A 19,851-nucleotide genomic window follows, 5' to 3' on the forward strand; every position below is an offset into this window, starting at 1 on the left:
TATCTTATTTTTTTGAAATTTATGAAAATAATTCTCCGGTCACCCGTTATTATAATCAATAATATCAACCAGATAATTGGCGAAATATATTTTTAGTAAACTCGCAGCATTCAAAAATTAAAAATCAACTAATATAGTTAATTTCAGCGCGGTCGAGGCCCTCTCCAGTGATTTGCGTGTTTTTGTAAATTCAGCCTTTCCTCCGTATATTTTCCCCATTAACTCCACCTTCGCTTTCAAAGACGAATCCAGAACACGTTTGAAATCAGAAGAAGTATCAAGTGAAAACTCATGCCGTAGTAAGGCATTGGACGTGATGCTGCGCATTTCATACATTCTTTTAAACATATCGTCGCGCTCCAAACCATTGTCTCGCAGAATCTGCATAGCCTTGTTTAAGTCAGGCGCTCCCCCAGCCGCTTCAGCATTAATACCCATTATAGAGCTGCGTGCCTCATCATGACTCTTGCTGCCATCCATTTTTATACTGGCCTCAGCTTTACCGACCTTATCAACCCCTCCACCTACGTTAGCTGAAAATGAACTTGTCTCATCAGACTCAACGCTCACCTCTTCAATATTCTTCACACTGACTTTCTTCGCACCCAAGGCCATGCAAAGCAGCACCCAGAGTCGGTATTTACGCTCAGCATGTCCATCGGCAAATGTGTCAATACTGATAAAACGGTCGCTGTAATCCGGCTTGACCAAAACCGTGCCTACACGAACATCTGAGACGTGGACTAACTGCGTGAGTTCGCGAATTTGATTTGCAGGAATCGGTAGCTGAATAACCTGCGTATCTAATTCCTCTTGTTCAAATGCGCGAAAATCAGTTACAGAATCCTGTTTAAGCTCAACCAAAAATGGTTCGTCGACAAAAATAATTTTTTGAATATGTGATTCAATCATGAGTATGTTTTTCACTAAATATTGCCATATGCAAATAAATTATCCAGCGCGGCAAAGCAATTATCCGTTTTAGGTGGCGTGCTATTTTTTCGTAATCATTTGATACTTCACGCTCCATTGTTGAGGGGATTGACATGAACGCGACTGCAGCTTGTTGACGTGAAGGGCCAAGTGCATTAAATAATAGTAAAACAGGAGAAAGACGCCCGCCAGAGTCTCTGGTTTCCGGGGTTACGGTAAGCACACAATTTCCTCCGTTAATAAAACGACAAGGCAAACCGCTATTGGCAATATGCCACACTCGGCCATGACTTTGCACGGTATCGATTAAACTACGAACGGCACTCAAACTAGGGTCCTCAGGTAAGAGCTTTTCGCTAACCGTGCCTCCTTCCGTTATGCGCCAATATTCAGTGCCGCCTTGATTGTCCAGAGCCTGCGCATAAAAATAAGCTTCACGGCTTAAGTCAAGCATGGCAATCATTCACAATGCTTTTTAATAGATGCTTAAAACTATCATTGTCAGTTAAGTCTGAAAAATAAAAATATCCAGCCACCCCTTCTCGATTCAAAGATTCATAAACATACCGAATTCCATCATCACTTTGAATAATATTTCCTAAATTTGGGTCATTTTTCAAACTCTTCCAATCAGACTCATCTACATGCGAGCAAATAATGTTTATACGCTTAGATTTTCTTAGCTCGCGTAGTTTTCCAACCGTTGCTTCCAAATCCCTTCTGACAACTGAGGCGTACTCTCTAGCTCTCAATCTTGACAAATCTACCAAATAGAAAATATGTTCGTTGGCTACAGCTAATGCCAGCCAATCATTTAACCTATCATCAGTCCCCGGCATGTCTATTATTCTATTGATAACCATTGGCACACCATCGATTACCCTCAAATGAACATCTTTGTATTCAACTCTTGATGTAGTGGCCGTTTTTTGCTTTGATTTAGGAGGTTCTCCGCGTAGGCGTGCAATAAAGGTAGTTTTCCCGACATTGGGGCGTCCCCATATGACGAAAGTCCCTAATGAATGAGCTTTATTTGTTGATAACTCGTCATCCTTTTTGAGGTAGGAATAAACGGCTGTTGCGCCAGCTCCAACCAGGGTGACAACGCCAGCGGCGATAGCAATAAACGGTAAAGGCATAGGCTTCTTTCTGCTGCTGTTAGTTAGGCAACGTAGAGTCAAAAAACGCCCACGCCATGCGGTAGTCGTCTTCACGATTGGCGCGTACAAAGGGCGCCACGTATTTGCGCTCTACCTCACGGGGGCCACCGGGCAGGGTGTCGTCCATCACCCATTGGGTAATCACCGTGCCATCGGGCACTTGGGGTTTGCCACCGGCGTGCAGCACCTCGGGGCTGTCGCCTGCTTCGGCATTGGCGTAGGTCCACAGGTCGTCCCAGCCCAATTGCTGGGTGTAGACCTTGCCATCGGGCGTGGTCATGCGGGTGCGCGAGGTTTTGGGGCCGCCTTTGCGGGGCAAGCCCACGCCGACCAAGCCCTTGCTGTTGGTAAAGACGATGCGGCCGTGGATGTCGTACCAGGTGTCGCGCTCATAGCCTTGCATGACGGGGAATTGCACGCGGTAAATCAGCAGCAATTCTTCCAGCGTCAGGCCCAGTGCTTGCGCCACCAGCACATCAATTTCCACCAAGGCCATGCGGCGGGCGTAGTCGCTGCGCAAGGCGCAATCGCGCGTCCAGGTACTGGTGAGTGATGACCAGAAGTCCTGCGGCAAGCGTGGATTGCTGGGCTGGCTCCAGCTTTGGTCGGCGAAGTCCAGGTCATAGACTTCTTCCCATAGCGGGGCGTAGTGGGTGGTGAGGCAGTTGAGAACTGTAGCCCGTGCACGAAGGGCTGCAGCCATGTCTGTGCGAACAGTTGGCCCAATGGTCGGTAATTGCTCCAGCAAGGAGATATTGGCATGCCCGGCCCCCGTGCTTTTGACATGAAAATCTAAGACGATGGACAGTGTCATGGCCAAAAATGACACTAGCTCTTGGGATGATTGAAATACTGATGCCAAGACGGTGTGGACTTGTGCTGCGCCAGGTGGCATCAATGTGGCGGTGAGCGTGCGTTCTGACGATGACCCAATCATCTCTCGGTTCACCAACCTAAAAAACTCCGTCACCGGCCTACCCTGTTTTTCGCCCGGCTCCTGCCAACTAACGCGCGGCGTACGGCGCAGGTATTCGGCGCGGTCGGGCATAGGGCGGTAGTTGGTGCGCGGCAGGTAATCGTCGGGCAGGGTTTCAAGGTCGGGCTTTTCGTAAGCCCGGTGTGTATTGCACACCCGCATCGGGGTTTGGTGGAACGGGTTGCCAACAAAGAAATGCGGACCAGACAGCACCCAGTCGTGCGGCGTGGCAGCAAAGCCGGGGTCCGTACTGGGGCGGCGGGTGATGGTTTTATCGTCCTGCGCCAGTTTTTCGTTCCAGTGCTGAGTGGAAAAGTAGCCCTCGCCCACATCGGCCAAGCGGCGCGGGTAGGCGGCCAGCTTGGCCAGTACGCTGTTCAAGGCACCCGCGTGTAGCGCAGGCAGGCGGGCGCGGCGTGCCGGGGTACCGGGTTCGTCGTAAAGCTGGGCAAAGGTGGCCAGCCCGGCTTCATCGACGCGCACGATGCGGTCGCGGTGGCCGCTGGTGTTCCACTGGTCGTCTGCGTTTTTGATGCCGTCCGGCAAGCCCTCCCCGTCGTGCCGGTAGCAGGCTTCGATGGTGTTAGGACTGTAAAGGTTGGCAATCAGGTCAAAGCCAGGTGCACGCTTCACTGGGCCATAAATGTTGATGCCGAACTTATTGCGGTTGCCAATCGGGAACAGCTTGAACTCGTTTTGAAACTGGAAATGGGCAGCAAGCCGCTGGTACAGCGCCTCGCGCAACGCACCTCCTTCAGGGTCGTCATACGGGCCTTCAGGCGTTAACAGCCCGGTCACGCCTTGCGTGCTAGCCAAGCTCCAAGCCAGCGGCATAAAACATTTGTAGAGATTGGCTTTCATGCCTTGCAGCAGCGGGTAGTTCTGCACGGCATTGAGAAAGTTTTGCGTACCTTCAGCCTCTTGGAGTTCATCTGTCCAGTCAGTTTGCAGGCTGGGGAACTGTGCAAAAGCATCTGCGCGCAACCTCGCAAGGTCTGCCGCACTGATTTTCCGAATAGCGAACACCGGGTTGCGCTCACCCAAAATCCCTGCCTCGTTCCACTCCACCTTGAGCCATGGTGGATTCCCCAAAATCAAATCAAAGCCGCCACGCTGCAGCAAAACGTCGGCAAAGCACAGCTCCCAGTGCATAAAGCGGCGCTGTTCGGCAATGTCTTCCACCTGCTTGATATTGGGGAAATGCTCGCGCAGTTTGCTGATGCGCAATTGGCCCAGCTTGTCGTACAGCGCGGCGGCAATGGCAGGGGTATTGCTAGCCGCTTGCAACTCGGGCTGATTGTCAAAACCTTCCAAGCTCGGCTGGACCTTCTGGAAGACTGGGGCACTTTTATCGCCAAACAGCAAATTGACACCGCCACCGGATGTCTGGTTGGCGGGCTGACTGAACACCAAATGAGCCTGGGGCGTGACGTCAATCACATTACCTTCCAGAATGGCACCCACTTCCATCCACCACTGCTCTCGGCTGGGCAGGTCTTCACTGCAGGTGATGGGCCAGAACCACAGGGCGCACCAATAGTCCATCACCAGTTTGAGGCGGCGAAACGGCGTAGCCAAGTCCCCATCTTCATTGAGCAGGCCTTGCTGGCGTATCTGCTCTTTTTCTGCACGACTGATTCGGTTTTGATAGCTGCTTACGCTTGCTGCATCTAGGTCAGAGGCCGATTTTTCTTGTGATTTTTGCGCAGTCTCTGGCCAGACGGTCACCGCGTCTTCGGTGCGGGCGCGGTCGCGTGCTAGGGCTTGGATGTGCTCTTCCCATAGCTTTTGCACGCACTGGCTCAGTTGCTGCAGGCGGGCGATTTCGTGCTCTGCCAAGGGGGCGCAGAAGGCTTTGCGCCAAGATTTGAGGCGGTCAAAGTCGGCGGGGTAGAGTTTTTTGGCGTCTTTGTCGCCATAGTTGGCCATGCCGGGGTCGGGCAGCAAGAAGTGCCAGATTTCATCGGCGCGGCGCGGTGCGCTGGCACTGGCGCGGCGCGGGGGCTCGTCATGCCAGGCGGGTTTGGCGCCTTTTTTCAGGGCAGCGGCGTTGTAGACCTGATGGCGGGCACCAATCAGGCTGTTGCCGGCAAACAGTTGGTAGCCAAACCAGGGCACACGGGCAGGCAAGGGTTGGCCGTTTTCCTCTTCCCCATAAATGGCGTTGAGCCACAGGGATACCTCGGCCAGTTCCACGGCCACGGGGTTTAAGTCCACGCCAAACACGTTGCGGTCGGCCAGGTACATGCGCACTTTTTGCAGCTCTTGCGGGTACTGGTCGTGGGGGATGCGGGTTTTGAGCTCGGCCTGCTTGCGCTCTAGGTAGCTTTCTGCCAATTGGTTGACGGCTTCGTTCAAGAAGGCGGCGCTGCCCATGGCGGGCTCGCACACCGTCAGGGTGAGGATGTCGTCGGCGCAGCGCACGCGGCCATTGCTTTCAGCCAGCAGTTCTTTCAGGGCGTACTTCACCAGGCATTGCGTGAGCACCTGGGGGGTGTAGTAGCTGGCGCTTTTTTGCCGGTCGCGGCCCGCCAGGCGGTAGATAAAGCTGCCCTTGGGGTGCATGCGCAGGCGGCGGCGGCCGTCTTCCACGTCGTACACCTTTTCGTCGTCTTTGTAGTCGTCGATGCGGCTGCGGGGGACGAACCAGGCGTTTTCTAGCAGGTCGGCACTGCTGTCGGTGTCATGCGCTTTGCGGGTGTTGGTGGCTTCGGCTTCGTCGCTGTCGTCACCCTCTTCGCCCCCATCATCGCTGGCAGCGGCGCTGGCTTTTTTGGGCGCGGGTTTGACTTCGTACAGGTCTTCCTGCGCAAAGAAGCCGCGGTAGCTGAGCAGTGCTTCATACACCGCGCCCAACTGGTTGATGGAGAGCAACTGGTAGCTGACGCGGCCCGAGCGGCGGCCTCTGCCACTGCCTTTGCTGAGAGACAGCAGCTTGATGACGCGCTGCCACACCACATTGGGGAAGTGCACCTTGGCCAGCAGGGGCACGGCGCTGTCGTCAAACAAACGGCTGTCGAGTGGTGCCAGTGCGAAAGTGTCTTTTGCACCTTGCAGTCCGGGCAGGTGGGTATCGCGCACATCGCGCAGCTCGGCCTGCTCGCCTGCCAAGCCGCATCCATGGGCCACCAAGCTGAACAAGCGGCGCAGGGTTTGGTCAAAGTAAGTGCCTTCTTGCGCCTGCGGGGTAGGCAGGGGCTGCAGCTCCAAGTCGCGCAGGCTTTCAAGGCTGTAGCCTTTGAGGTAGACCTCGCTCTTGGTGATAGGCACATAGCCCAGCTCTGGCCGCGCTTCGATGTAGAACATGAACAGCAAGCGGTAGACCATGCGCAGGCATTCCAAGCTGAGCTGGTCGGCGTCGAGCTTGTATTGGCCGGAGTACACGCTTTTCTTGTGGCCAATGGCTTGCGCTTCCAGCTGGCTGGCGGCTTCGTTGCCCAGCAGTTCAATGGCTTCGCGCAGGGCGTATTTGAGGTCTTCACTCACGCCAAAGGCGTGCTTGTGGGCGTTCTCGTCAAGGCTTTCCAGCAGGCTGTTGCCTTCACCGGGGGCAAGGCTGTCTTTGTGCAGCAGGGCTGCGCAGGCTTTGAGGGTGTCGGCGTCTTTGCGGTCCAGAATGTCGGCCCAGGCAAAACGCAATGCACGGTTGTTGGGCCACTTGTAACGGTCCAGCAGCAGCCATTCATCCAAACCCAGCAACAGCACATAACGCGGTGGTTGTTCGTCACCAAAAACGGCGTCTGAGAGCAGCTCGGCCCAAGACTGGCCCTTGATTTGCTGGGGCAGAGGCTCTGCGCCGTAGTGAAAGGCGGTGAGCTCGTGGTCTAGCAGGTCATCTTCTTCACGGCTGGGCTGGTAGGCTGGGATGATGGCCAGGCGCTGGCCTTGCAAGTGCCACAGCGGCACAGGCAGGCCGGTGCTGAACTCATGCAGCGTGCTGCTATGCGGCGGCTGTGCATAGCCCAATGCTTGCAGCAGGCCAGTTTGCATTTGCACAAAGCTGTGCCAGCGCTCGTTTTCATCTTTGCCGCGCTGTACTTGGTTACGCAGGGAGAACCAGCGCTGTGCCCAGCCTTGCAGGCGCTTGGTGGGCGCGCGGTGCTGTTCGTGGTCAGGGGCATCACTGGGGTGCTGGGCTTCTTGTGCATCCCAGGCGGCAAGGCGGTCTTTGATGTCGCCTTTGAAGACTTCAGACAGGTAGTGGTGGCTGTAAAACTCGTTTTCGTTGGCAATGCCAGCGAAGGTTTGAACGGCTTCTAAAACTCGCATGGGGAATTACGCTCCGGCGCTTTCGAGGTGGCAAACTGCGGCGATGACCTGAATCCAAGGTTGGGGTTCGGTGGTCAGGGTGTCTTGCACCCACAGGCGGTAGTCGTCAAAAACGCGGTTGATTTGTTGGGTGCGCTGCTCTAAACGGCCACGCTTAATGGTTTCAATCTGGCCTTCGAGTTCGAGCGTGAGCTGCTCCACTTGTTTGCCTTGCAAGCGCTCAAGCTCTGCCAAGGTGTCTTGCAGGCGGGTGGATAGCTGTTGTGCAAAGCTGCTTTGCGCTTGCACCATGTGCTGGTGCATGGTGGCTACGGCGTCTGGCAAGGCGGCTTGCAGGGTTTGCATAGCCGGGTGCCCGGCTTGCAGCAATCCACGATTGGGCAACTTGCCAGCATTCAGCCCCGCATGCGCAACAAAGTCGTCAAACGATTGCAGGGTAAAAGCGCCTTGCCCCTGTGCATCGGGCACACGGTAGGCTACCTGCCACTGCACCAACAGCGGCTGGCCTTTGCGGTTGGGCACCAAGCCCATCAAGATAAAGGCTTGCTCTTGGGGCTGCAGCTTCAAACACTCCAACACTGGGGCACAGTGGCGACCAAACTGGGTAAGCACACGGTCGCCCAACCATTCCATGATGGGGTGTTGCGGCCACAGGTAATGCAGCTGGGGCCAGCTTTCTTCCTCTGCCCGGGCTTGGCGTGCGGTTTCAATGGCTTGGGCCATGCGTTGCCGGTCTGCCGTGAGGGTGTAGTAGTCGTTGTCTGCCTGGACTTCTTTGGGTAATAGCTTGAGGCGCTCTTGCAGGTCACGCGGGGCCGTCAAAGCAATCATCTGGGTTTCATCGGCAGGCTGCCATTGGCACAAGTTGGCCTCTTTATTGAGCTGCGTAAGCGCGGCCTTGGCGTAGTGGTAGTCGCTGTCAAACAGCGAGGCGGGCTCGTCAATGTGGTCGATGCTGCTGCCGGGGTGCTGGGCCGATGGCTGGGCGGATGTGGCGGTGGTGTCTGGGTCTGGGGCTGCATCGGTACCGCCGCCAAACAGCTCCATCAAGAAGTCGGCATCGTTGTCGCTGGTGGTGGTGGCTACGTGGTCAAGCTCGGCCTCTACTTGCTCTGGCGTAGCCCCTTGGGCCATGTAGTCACTGACTTTTTCGACTTCCTTTTCAGGGTCGTAAACATTCAAGAAGGCCGATGGGTCGCCCAAATTGAGATTGGCCTGCTCGTCCTTGCGCTCCAGAATTTCCAGAATGCGCAGGTCGCCGCGAATCTTCTCGTTAACGGTTTCTGTGAACAGGTAGACGATGTGCGGCTGATGCTGCTGACCGTAGCGGTCCACACGACCATTACGCTGCTGGAAGGTCATCAAGGACCAAGGCAGGTCAAAGTGCACCAAGCGGTGGCAGAAGTAGTGCAGGTTCAAGCCTTCACTGGCCACGTCTGAGCAGACCAGCACTCGGATGGGGTCGTCTTTGCGGCCAAAGCGCTCGACCAGCTCTTGCTGCTCAATGTCGCTCATGCTGCCGTGCAGCACTTCCAATTGCTTGGGTTTGAGCTTCAAATCCCGCATGAGCTGCTCTTGGAGCCAATTCAGGGTTTCAATGCGCTCCGAGAAAATCACCAAGCGGTCGCCTGCATCGTCTTTGCTCCAGCCGAATTCACTAGATTGCAGCTGCTCCAACAGCTTTTGGTAGCGGCTAAAGCTTTTGGCGCTGGTGTCGTTGACCAGGGTAAGCAAGGTTTCCCGAAACTCTTGCAGGCCAATGACTTCAATGCGTTCGTCATCCGAGATGGCTGGGCGACCTTCCAGCAAGGCAATGCGTCGCTGCGTGGATTCCAAGGCGGCCTTGGGGCTGGAGAACAGCGCTTTTTGCATGCCTATGCGCTGCAGCTCTTGCTGGCGGCCCGCTTTGTGATTGCCGCCTTGGGTGAAGCGAATGTCCAGCAAGGCGCGGTAGGCGGCCTCTTCTTTAGCGGAGGCGCTTTGGCGTAAGCAGGTGGTGATGCGCTCTTGGAAGTCCGAGGAGACTTGGTCACGAATGTCTTTTTTGAAGCGCCGAATCACCAAGCCCTTGCTGCGGAAGTCTTGCGGCGTGTAGTGGTCAGGGTCAGAGATGGCCGTGGGGTCGAGCAAGCTCATCAGCGACGCGAAGCTGCGCGCTGAACCATCGTGGGGCGTTGCCGACAGCAGCATCAATGTGTCTGAACGACTAGAGAGCAAAAGCGCCAAGCGAGCGCGCCGAGACAGGCCTGATTCACCCGCCCGCGCAGCCACGTTGTGGCATTCGTCAATGACGATGATGTCCCACCATGCGTTTTCCAGGTAGTTGCGGTACTCAAGATTGCTCTTGAGTGTGTCCATGGAGATGATGCTGCGGTCGAAATAGTTGAAAGGGTTGTGATTGGCCGGGATGCGGTTGCGTACACGCGCCAAGCCCAAGGAGTCCAGTCGCACCAAGGGAATCGAAAAACGGCTCCACCATTCCTTTTGAAACTGCGTGAGCATAGCTTTTTGGGTGACCACCAAGATGCGCTTGCCACGGCCGCGCTGAATGAGCTCGGTCGCCAGCACGCCCGCTTCCAGCGTCTTACCCAAGCCCACCGCATCGGCAATCAAGATACGCGCACGCGGCTGGTGAAGCGCTTGCAAAGCAGGGTCGAGCTGATAGGGAACAAGGTTCATCACCCCTCTGTGCCCCAAATGGATGCGCTCATCATTGGCAATGCTACGCCGGCGCATGCTCTCCAAATACAACATGGTGGCGTTGTAGGTAGGGCTGGTGTCGGCCACCAGCTTGGTCTGCGCCGGGTCCAGCACCTCAATGGGGCCTTCAAGCTCTGTCAAAAACAGTGCTTCACGTCCTCGGACCAATTCAGAGATGCCATCGCAAGTCAAGAGCCACCCACCATCCGTTGACGGGTCAACCCGCCGCACCAACCACTCTTCATCACGGATAACAGCACGGGCACCTGGAGCAAAAGAAAGCATGTATGTACGACGTTTTAGTTTTTTGTTACATACGAATGATAATTGCAAGCCTCAGCGATACTCAAAAAAGGTGCATTACGCTATCCCAAACAGGAAAGCGTACAGTGTGACATTGACTGCCTTAGCGGCCTGACCTTCTGGTTGAACAAGGACAGGCAGAGGTTGGCAGCCGCGAGTATTATGGCCCGCAACAGTCAATGGCTTCAAGGCAGGGTTGAGCACAACTGCTGAAGCTTCAGGGATAGAGAGTGAGAACAGAACTGCGATAAGCCATGTTGCTTTACGACAGGTGTTCATTAACCTAACCTGCCGTTTCAATGCGCCCGATTGCCGCCTCTCTCATCGCCTCTGCTGTCCTTGCATTGTTTGGGACCTCCACAAATGCAGCCACCGTCTACAAAGTTCACATACCTATCCCGTCCCTGGCCACCACGGGCAGCAGTGGAGGTGAAACAACTGAGCCGGAGCCCAAAGAGCCACTAACGCTCACGCTTCAACAAGCGCAGCTCAGAGATGCCGTGGTGGGTAGCGCCTACAGCATGGATTTCTCAACACTGCTGGGCGCGTCAGGGGATGGGGCTGACACTATTCAGCCCACCGACGTTTCATGGGCACTTGGAACGGGAACCATTCCTCCAGGACTGACGCTCATTGGCTCCGAATTGAAAGGAACGCCAACCAAAAAGACCACAAGTGGCTCATCCTTCGAGGTGATTGCTACCTATCAGGATGCTCAAGGTAAACAGGTCTATACCCTCAAGGGGCTTTGTTGCATAAATCCCCCGGAGGTCGAGCCACCCCAAGCCCCAGACGGATTTACGCAGCAGCGACCGTCTGGGGTGTGCCCAGAGTGGTAAATTGATTGAGGATTGAAGCTCGGATGTGGAGCTCGGTCACCTGGCGCTCAAACGTCCTGGCCATCACCTTCTCGCCCAGGCGCTTGAAGCAATTCATCTTGGTCTCCACCAGAGACCTTCGGTGGTAGCCGCTCCAGCGTTTCCAGATAGCCCGCCCCAACAGCCTACACGCCTTGACCGCTTCATTGCGGTGAGTAAATGCCAGCCCTTTGCGCAGCTTCGCTCCTTTGCGTGGCGGGATGATTGGAATGGCTCCCCGCAGGTAGCACGCCTTATGTACATCCTGCGTGTCGTACGCCCCATCACCGGTAAAGCTAGCTATCTCTTCATTGCTTGGGATTTGGCCTAGCAGGTCAGCTGCCATTGGCGAGTCGCCCACTTCATTGGTTGTGACTGCGATGGCCCGAATCTGCAGCGTCTGGGCATCAATACCCAGATGCACTTTGCGCCACTGGCGGCGGCGCTCGGCACCGTGCTTTTTGGTCTTCCACTCACCTTCGCCCAAGAACTTGATGCCCGTGGAGGCGGCCAGCCGGTGTAAGCCTTTCTCGCTTGCTCGGTAGTGCACCTGCACATTCAAGCTGTTTTGCCTGCCACACACCGTGCTGTAGTCGGGCACTGGCCAAGGCAGGCCTGCCATACGCAATAGCGATTGCACCAGGCCCAGCGTCTGGCGCAAGGGCTGGCCAAACAAGCACTTGATGGTCAGACAAAACTGGATGGCCGCATCTGAGAAACTTTGACTGCGCCCACGCTTGCCGCTAGGCACGGCCAGCCACTGCATCTCCCTATCCAGCCAGATGCTCAGGTCCCCTCGCTCTTTCAACGCTGCGTTGTACGTCTTCCAGTTTGTTGTGCGGTACTTGCCCCGACCCCAGCTCGTCTCACTCATCTCCTGAGCCTACCGCAGCCGACAGCCTGATTTTTGCAACAACGCCTATACGACCGGCACACCCTGGAATTGAACCTCCGGCAGTACGCCTGCAATCGCGCATTTGAGCCAGACTGCGGTTCCTTTTCGCAGTTCCGGGGCGTAGCTACCGAGCTCGAAAAGCCAGGGCATCAGCTGCTTAAGCGATGGCATAGCTGCTTGCCATTGCCGCTCCTTGTCGGGCCACAGCACAGCAGCAGAAGATACTGCTGTATGTGAATTTACCCTGGCCGCCGTTTGCAAGGCATCAGCCAAAGTCTGAGCAAGCTGTTGCAACGTGGGTGATTGGAGGCTATGCGACATCATGCCCTTCCTTTTTTCTTCATACGGGCTGCCCTGCGCTCTTCTCGTTCGGCATGCTGCACAGCGACTTGGGCAATTGCGACGCAGTAGGCGGGTAAACACGACCGAGCATCAGGTTTAAAGATATGCTGCGCCAAACGACGTGCACTCTGTGCCGACAGCTTCCTCCCTTTGGGTTGCAAAAAGCCTTTGATAACGGCTGCACGGTCGTTGACCAATGCTTTGCTGGTAAGGTTTAAGATTTTAATGGTGGCAGAGCCATCGCTTGTATTGCCCTGAATGTTTCCAAACTCATCAAACCTGAAGTGTTCTTGTGCATTCTTCGAAAGTGGCGACACAAACCCACCCTTACTGGGGTCAAAATCCGCTTTAGCGTGGGCACCAAACTCACAAGCAACCTTAGATTGACTCGACGGGTAACAAGCCACCATGTTCCCGTAATCTACATCCTCACCAGCTACATTGCGACATTGAGGAAGCAGGTGTTCTATGTGACATGAGCTTCGCGTGTCCTTTTTTTGAGCTTCACACTCTGATGCTGTTGGAAGACAACGCATAGAGTAAGCACACAGATGGAACTGCTCCGCTAACAGGCTTTGACGTACAGCCTCCGACGGGAACCCTCCTTCACCATAAATCAAATTCTCAGGCAGAGCTGCGTTTTCCAGCTCCCAATTAATCAACTCCTGAGGCCGTGGTCCTTTTAGGATGGTTTTCATTCGCCGTCATCCTCCAGCCATTGCAGACTCTGGATAGCTGCCTTCAATTCCAATACTTCAGGAATGTCGCCCACTTTTTCGTGTAGCAAATTCAGGAATTTTTTGGAACTATTAATCCTGTCTGCATCTAGCAAGACACGAATGTCACGAAGCCGTTTATTCACCACTTCATTACGGGATGCACCCTCCATCAACTCCTCAAGCACCTCTCCACTACGTAGACCCAAAGAGCGCTCCGCATGACCTAGAAACTCTCCATTGCGCAACAGAAGCAAAGCTTCCGGCGGTAACTCCCCCACCACCTGCGGCGAGTGAGTGGTAATAATGAACTGACAGTTTGGAAAGGTCCGCTCTAAAGATGCTACGACAGAACGCTGCCACTTAGGGTGCAGGTGTAAGTCAATTTCGTCAATCAATACTACTCCTTCGCCCAATAATGGGTTATCTTTGTCTGTGTTGAGCAGGCTCAATCGGCGCGCCAAGTCACCCACCAGCGCTAGCAGGCATTTTTCCCCGTCCGACAACTGCAGCACATTCAGTTCCACCCCATCCTTCTTTACTGTCATGCGCAGCGAAGGCTTGCGTCGAATTCGCAATTCTGTGAAGCGAGTAAAGGCTTCTACTGCGGCGCGCACAGCATGCAAATCGCGGTCTACATACTTAGGGTCGTCGCGAATGCGCTCATTTTCTGCATCTTCGCGGTCACGAAACCAAGCGAAGAATCCTCGAAAATCGGCGCCTCCATGACCCAAGGCGTCGTAGTAAGCCTCACGAGGAGTGTTCTTGAGCTTTTGTTTCACCCGCAACGGAACATCCAGCACGGCTCGATGTACATCGTAATACACTGCTAACGGTAAATGGGTAGGCTTGTGATTAGCTTCGGCATATAGCATGCGGTCATTGAACAAACGGGTCTGCTCGTTCAGTTGGTCGAGGTCGCTGCTACGCTCCGCAGTGCGTTTGCCAGCTGTTCTATTACGCGCTATGGCCCAAGTGGTGACTGTTTTCGTGAGTGGCACGACAACGTCAGCGCTACCAACATCATTCGCCGCAACTGGGCTGGCTGACATATGGATTTCCAGGTCGGCCGTGACTTGAATACGCGCGTAATCAGCATCATTTTTGATGTCGTCTGGCGAGATATCCCGAGCCTTGGGAGCTTGGCCTGCAATACGCTCCGTCATATTCGACAAGGCAATAGCCAAAGCATCTAGTACAGATGATTTCCCCACACCGTTCACCCCCAAAACTGCTGAAGTTCTGTTGGTAAGTGGCAATGTCATGTCCTCAATGCCGCGAAAATTGACAAGCCTGATTTCTTTTAGCTTCATGTTTTTCTCTCCCTTGCAGAATCCTTCACCGCGCGTTTCAAATGGTGGTCATTGATGCGCTCACCGCCAAACAACCAAGCTGAACTCCTCGACATTTGCACGCAGGCGGAGTTCATCTGTCTTGTCATAGACCGCAAGAATGACACGTTGAATGGCGGCCAACCCGCCTTGCCATGGACGGTGAGATGCTGGCGGTAGGTAGATATAAGCTTGGAAACTTTAGATGACATGGGAAACCCTCTGCTGGATTTTTTCTTCTTCCGCTGTAACAAAGTCGGGAAACCGCACCTCTTTCACCCCACCTGCATTCATGAAGACCAAAAGGCCTTTGTGAGAAGCGGAACTAGCTAGCACCTCAAGCTCAGTTACCGGAACTCCTGGCAAATTTGCCCACTCTGAGGAAAATAAGCGCTGTCCAGTTCGTCCTTCCAAGAATTCCATGAAAAGCAACATTGATACGGATTCTGGATGTATTGCGGGGCGAGCGCGCAATTTGCGCTTGTGACCGTGGAGATAATCAGCTGCTGTCCACGTTCCGCCTACGTTTTGGGCGAATGACTTCCGTGAGGCTACACTGAACCCTTCCGGAAAGGTCGCGCTGAGACAATCCTGGATGTGCTCCCGAGCGACGTGTGAGCCAATAGACTGGTTCAGGATGAACTGTCGGGTGCTTCTTAGAAGAGGGTCTCGAGCAAGCGCAACGATGAGGGCCAGCATAGGCTGGGCAGCGTCATCGGAAAACCAGAGATGACGAAGAGCGCGCAAGACGACGTTCTGTTCGTCTAGCCCATACAGCGTTGTCATATGTTTCAAAGCCAGCTCTCGAGATTTACGAGTGGGCTTGCCCAACACATTGTCACCAAGAATAGCTGCGATGTAGTCTTCCCGAGTCGCCTGACGCTCTGTGTTTGACAGCAAGATACACAGGTCATCCAGCATCATCGTTCGGGCTGCATGCGGGCCATTCGCTCCAAACCGAAAACCGAGCTGCGTAAGCAACTCTTCACGAGCATCAATCACGTTGAGGCTCCAACGTGAAGGAATTGGGCAAGGTCTCGTTAGAAACACCCTCCAGCGCGTAGCCATGTGCTCGGCAGTACGCAACAACCATGACTTCTATCATGTTAGCCAAGCTACGCATTTCTCTGTTGGCTGCGGACTGGAGCGCGACTCGAATCTGTGGTTGGACTCGGACACTGACCATCTGGGACTTCATAGAGCTCATATCATCTTGTAAGCATAATGCTGACAATTGATAGCATACCCGAATTGCAACACAAAATATTGCGGATAACGAGGTACAGCATTTTTCCGCATGCGTTTCAAGCTTGTCCATCCGCTAAGATTCGCCGGGACTGACTTCGCTCCGACTGAGCAAGGGAACACCTGTGACGTACACAGGTGCTGCATCCGCACGATAAAAAGGCTATCGAGTTGAGGAACTACTTTAGCAACTGCATCCATTGGCGATGGATAAATTCGTCCAAGTGGAGGCCGTTGATAGTCTCGGCCAAGGCGCGTTGGCAAAGCTGTCGTATTTGCAGCCCTTCCAAGGCTCTATGCTTGCTTCAGCCAGTCGTCTGGAGTAACGAATACTGACGTATTGCGCCCCGGCGTCTCCGTGGCATATGAGGTCTCCGTCGCTTTCAGCCTGCGGGATGTACAGCACTTCCTGCTGTGCATCGAAAACCAAGTTGATGGGTATCAAACAATCATCCGCCAATCCGGCAATCTACCAGGAGACCACACCATATGCTACCAGCCTTTCTAAGACTGAATACAGGTGTAGTCGCTGACTCGAAAATGGCTCCGTCACTCCCGTAAGAACTGGCGGTATATCCCATGCAAAGTAAGTTGCAGCCTGTCATCACTGACGGTAATAAGCGCAGCTTGTGGCACTCTCCAAGCTCGAGCATTTGCCGCTCGGATAAAAAGGAGAAAAGTAGCGCCTTTGCATGACAGTACAGACTGTGCGGTTCACGGGAGAGGTCATCGCCCCCGCGACCAGAAGCCCAAACCGCTCGGGGTGTTGAGCCTTAAAAACTCCAAGTGCACTCAAATCCAATTGTCGCGAACTGTCCAAGATTGATTGAGTCGCGCATTGGACTTCGATTTAAGCATGAATTGAATGTCAATCTATGCTATGGTTGGCGAAGGTCTTGAACCTTGAAAATGACAGGCATTTTTCAGTGAGAATGCATGTCGACATTCATTAACCTGTAACGAGGGTATTAACATGGGGCTTTTTGATTTTTTCGGGGATGTTGTCAGCGGCGCATTTGATATTGCTGGCGATGTAATTACTGGCGCGGCTGAAATTGCTGGCGACGTTGTTGATGTGGTAGTTGAAAACCCTGGCAAGACACTGCTTGCAGTTGGAGCAACCGTGGCAACCGGGGGGGTAGCACTGGTTGCAGCTCCAACTTTGGCCGCGGCTGCAGGAGGAATTGGTGTCTTGGGTGCAGCCAGTACTGGTACTGCAATTAGCACTCTTTCTGGTGCAGCACTCACGAACGCGTCTTTGGCCGCTATTGGCGGCGGAGCGCTTGCTGCAGGTGGAGGCGGGATGGCTGCAGGTACGGCAGTCATTACTGGGGCGGGTGCAGCTGTTGGGGCTTGCGCGTCGACAGCTGCCATACATGTAGCGAGTTAAAATCCTTATAAGAGCCGTTAGTCTTGACCCAGCTACTGATATAAGGACAATGTCAAAGTCCTAACAGGCTTTTCAATGGGGCACATTCCTCCAAAAATGTGGCCCATTTTTTTGATGCAGGTTAATAAAATTTGTCAGATTATTTTATATTTAGGGACTGAAAGTCAATTTCAAATGCATTTGCGCATATTTGATAGTCGCATTTGATTAAATCCTTGAATTAAAAATGTAATTCGAATTCTGTTAGTGGTCGAGCTAACTTTTTGCTCGAATGTATAAGACTGATTGTGATTGGCCTGAAGGCATAATTTCTTTGGTTTCAAAAATATCCGTCTTAGCTCGCACTAAATCAGAAAGTTTTTTAAATCCATAAATACGCGAATCAAAATCAGGCTGCAGTTTTGTCAAGTATCCGCCAAAAGTACCGAGATGGGCCCATCCAGAGTCATTACTTGATTGTTCAAGTGCCTGAAGAACGAAGTGACGTGGAAAAGGCTGACCAGTTGAATTGGTAGATGGCGAGTCAACCTTAACTGCAATCGAGGGACTATTCTGCGCAGAACTCAAATCGGTAGCCTTAGCTTCTATGGCTGATGAGTGTGTCGTGAGAGCGGGGCGAAGCACTTCAGTGAGAACAAACTTGTGGCAAGCGCTGCGAAAGGCCTCAGGCGTCTTTTGCTCTCCAAACCCTAAGACCGTAAGTCCTTCTTCTCGAATACGAGTGGCGAGGCCGGTGAAGTCACTATCACTGGTTACAAGGCAGAATCCATCAAACTTGCGCGTATACAGCAAATCCATCGCATCAATGATTAGGGTGCTGTCCGTAGCATTCTTGCCCGTTGTGTAGGCGAATTGCTGGACAGGCTTGATGGCGTGCTTCTGAAGTACTTTCTTCCAAGACGCGCTTGTCGGTGCAGTGAAATCACCGTAAATTCGCCTGACAGTTGCTTCACCAAAGAGTGCAATCTCCGCCAGTAAACCATCAATCACCGCAGCCTGCGCATTGTCCGCGTCAATAAGTACCGCAAGGCGCATTGAAGGCTCTTCAGATTCAATTTTTGCAATAAGACGTGATGAAACCAATTCTAATGCTCCTCTAATTTGAGCATTGATTGTAAGACACCTTAAAGAGGCGATGCCATTAACTCTATGAACAAGAAATTGAAGTGCCATCGCTATATATCATCTCCAGCGGGCAGTGCCAGTTCCGATTGCCTTTGCCCAGCCTTTGCGGAATAGCCACAATCCTCTTCGTTGATAGGTTTATTGGAGAACGATGCACTGGCCCATGATGGCTTCGACATGCTTAAACTTCTAACTCAAACCTCTGAAATACTACTGGCTGGTCTGCTGCCACGTCGCGTAACCAGGATTTTGGCGAAAAATGGCCTATCTACACTTCAAGATGTGGAGGGTGCGTATCCGCATTTGTTGATGAAGGTTAGAGGCTGAGGCATTTCTTCATCTAAGGCAAATAGCGACGGCACTTTTCCAAGTCGGTCCATCGCCGTAACCAGAGTGCGCACCCCGACTTCGCATGTTAAAGGTTCTTCTCTCGCTTGCGTCTCTTTACTGAGCTAGGCACGCCGTTACTGCCTAGAGGCCCACCAATTTCCTGGCGTCGTCAAAGCTTGGATGTTCGAACGCAGGCGCAAACTCATCGAGCTCTTGCTTTGCCATGCCGGCGTAAGGGGACTGTCCTACCATGCGCCACTGGAAAATTGCCTCCACCTGTTTACGCACAATTGCGCGAGCCTGTTCACGAGACAGGGCAAACCGCGGTGCTTACCCCATCAACTGCTGCACGCTGGTGATAGGTCCCGTGTCTTCGCTCAGCCAGGCCTTGGACTCCCGGTCCATGTCCGGCATCGGGTTGATGTCGAACGCTAGCGAGAGTTGCCATTTGTTATCGCTCATGTAGAGGAAGCCAATGTTTTGCAGGTGGTCGTCGACATTGGTGATGAGGTGGTTAAACACCGGACGACGCCATAGTTCTTGAGAATCCGCGACGTAGTTGGCGCAGGCTCCCTTCATTGCATCAAGAACCTGGGTGTAAGCGTGCTCATCCTGTCGACTTTCCCGCAGTAAGGTGGCTCCTGACATGTAGGGGATGCGTGCATCCTCAGGGGTACGGTCAAAGCGCCGGATGACCGCCACAGGCGTGCCTTGCACCGTCGCGACATGTGCCTTCGAGACGGTGATGCCCGCAAGAGCTGCTAGCTTGAGTGCCAGCACCTCCGCACGGGTCACATTGCGCGCGTCCTTGATACTTGGGAACTTGACCAATGCGAGCTGTCCCTCTTCGTCCAGGATGCTGCATTTGGGGCGCATGCCTCCCAGTGATGTACCCTTGCCCCACAGGTAGGTCAAGTCCTAGGGGGTCTCCTTGCCGAGTTCAACAGCCCGTGAAGCACTGAGCATCTTTTCAAGCTCGAGCATTGGAGGCGTTGTTCGCCTGCCTGCTGCAGACTCAAGGTAAGTGCCACGAGCATTACGCAAGCGTAGTGCTCCCATGCGGCTGAAGTCATCAACTGCACAAAGGTAGTCGAGCTCGCTCAATGCACCAAGCTTTGGGTCATTTTCACGGCGCTTCGCATGTGTACGAGCAATGACACGACGCCCCCACGCACCTGGCTCGGTATCTCCAAGGGCGAGAAAGGAGGGTGTGCAGAATTTTGTGTAAACGGCCAATTCACTGCAGGCGACAGCCTGCTTGTCCGTAAACACAATGACA

The 19,851-nt window shown here is 53.7% G+C and carries 14 protein-coding genes and 2 pseudogenes; 2 read left to right on the forward strand and 14 right to left on the reverse strand.

The window, feature by feature from the left end:
• Nucleotides 1-117: 117 nt before the first annotated feature.
• From WH303_RS12190 to WH303_RS12210, 5 genes are read right to left on the reverse strand one after another with little or no spacing between them, the layout of a single operon-like run.
• On the reverse strand, nt 118-912 hold the full coding sequence (locus WH303_RS12190; RefSeq protein WP_339518752.1) for a hypothetical protein: 795 nt from the start codon (nt 910-912) through the stop codon (nt 118-120).
• Nucleotides 905-1,396 carry a hypothetical protein gene (locus WH303_RS12195; RefSeq protein ID WP_339518753.1) on the reverse strand — a complete coding sequence of 164 codons (492 nt, stop codon included), beginning with the start codon at nt 1,394-1,396 and terminating at the stop codon, nt 905-907. Before WH303_RS12195 ends, WH303_RS12190 begins: the two co-directional genes overlap by 8 nt.
• Complete coding sequence (locus WH303_RS12200; RefSeq protein ID WP_339518754.1) at nt 1,380-2,072, reverse strand: GTPase; 693 nt, start codon at nt 2,070-2,072, stop codon at nt 1,380-1,382. Before WH303_RS12200 ends, WH303_RS12195 begins: the two co-directional genes overlap by 17 nt.
• 19 nt (nt 2,073-2,091) lie before the next feature.
• A complete protein-coding gene (locus WH303_RS12205) occupies nt 2,092-7,338 on the reverse strand; it encodes a class I SAM-dependent DNA methyltransferase (protein ID WP_339518756.1) in 5,247 nt (1,748 codons plus the stop codon).
• 6 nt (nt 7,339-7,344) lie between these two features.
• On the reverse strand, nt 7,345-10,371 hold the full coding sequence (locus WH303_RS12210) for a DEAD/DEAH box helicase (protein WP_339518758.1): 3,027 nt from the start codon (nt 10,369-10,371) through the stop codon (nt 7,345-7,347).
• Between the two features lie 269 nt (nt 10,372-10,640).
• Between WH303_RS12210 and WH303_RS12215 the strand changes: the two genes are divergently transcribed.
• Nucleotides 10,641-11,180: a putative Ig domain-containing protein gene (locus WH303_RS12215; RefSeq protein ID WP_339518760.1), complete on the forward strand. Its 540-nt coding sequence runs from the start codon at nt 10,641-10,643 to the stop codon at nt 11,178-11,180.
• Here the strand turns inward: WH303_RS12215 and WH303_RS12220 are convergent.
• From WH303_RS12220 to WH303_RS12245, 6 genes and pseudogenes are all read right to left on the reverse strand, one after another.
• A complete protein-coding gene (locus tag WH303_RS12220) occupies nt 11,140-12,072 on the reverse strand; it encodes an IS5 family transposase (RefSeq protein WP_339518761.1) in 933 nt (310 codons plus the stop codon). The genes WH303_RS12215 and WH303_RS12220 overlap by 41 nt on opposite strands.
• Nucleotides 12,073-12,117: 45 nt before the next feature.
• Nucleotides 12,118-12,414, reverse strand: a complete 297-nt coding sequence (locus tag WH303_RS12225) for a hypothetical protein (RefSeq protein WP_339518762.1) — start codon at nt 12,412-12,414, stop codon at nt 12,118-12,120.
• Complete coding sequence (locus WH303_RS12230; RefSeq protein ID WP_339518763.1) at nt 12,414-13,133, reverse strand: hypothetical protein; 720 nt, start codon at nt 13,131-13,133, stop codon at nt 12,414-12,416. Before WH303_RS12230 ends, WH303_RS12225 begins: the two co-directional genes overlap by 1 nt.
• On the reverse strand, nt 13,130-14,464 hold the full coding sequence (locus tag WH303_RS12235; RefSeq protein WP_339518764.1) for an AAA family ATPase: 1,335 nt from the start codon (nt 14,462-14,464) through the stop codon (nt 13,130-13,132). The genes WH303_RS12230 and WH303_RS12235 overlap by 4 nt, the downstream gene beginning before the upstream one ends.
• A gap of 219 nt (nt 14,465-14,683) precedes the next feature.
• Nucleotides 14,684-15,484 carry a hypothetical protein gene (locus WH303_RS12240; RefSeq protein WP_339518765.1) on the reverse strand — a complete coding sequence of 267 codons (801 nt, stop codon included), beginning with the start codon at nt 15,482-15,484 and terminating at the stop codon, nt 14,684-14,686.
• 443 nt (nt 15,485-15,927) lie between these two features.
• Nucleotides 15,928-16,160, reverse strand: a pseudogene (locus tag WH303_RS12245) (IS3 family transposase); the annotation flags it as partial.
• 540 nt (nt 16,161-16,700) lie between these two features.
• Here WH303_RS12245 and WH303_RS12250 point away from each other — a divergent pair.
• Nucleotides 16,701-17,117, forward strand: a complete 417-nt coding sequence (locus WH303_RS12250; protein ID WP_339518767.1) for a hypothetical protein — start codon at nt 16,701-16,703, stop codon at nt 17,115-17,117.
• Between the two features lie 255 nt (nt 17,118-17,372).
• Here WH303_RS12250 and WH303_RS12255 read toward each other — a convergent pair whose 3' ends face one another.
• The 3 genes and pseudogenes from WH303_RS12255 to WH303_RS12265 all read right to left on the reverse strand — a co-directional run.
• Nucleotides 17,373-18,290: an NYN domain-containing protein gene (locus WH303_RS12255; RefSeq protein WP_339518770.1), complete on the reverse strand. Its 918-nt coding sequence runs from the start codon at nt 18,288-18,290 to the stop codon at nt 17,373-17,375.
• A 612-nt stretch (nt 18,291-18,902) separates the two neighbouring features.
• The gene (locus WH303_RS12260) at nt 18,903-19,487 is read right to left on the reverse strand and encodes a type II toxin-antitoxin system HipA family toxin (RefSeq protein ID WP_339518772.1); all 585 of its coding nucleotides are present in this window, start codon (nt 19,485-19,487) and stop codon (nt 18,903-18,905) included.
• A gap of 3 nt (nt 19,488-19,490) precedes the next feature.
• A pseudogene (locus WH303_RS12265) lies at nt 19,491-19,851 on the reverse strand (hypothetical protein); the annotation flags it as partial.

It is taken from the genome of Comamonas sp. MYb69 (assembly GCF_037479315.1).
GTDB lineage: Bacteria > Pseudomonadota > Gammaproteobacteria > Burkholderiales > Burkholderiaceae_C > Comamonas.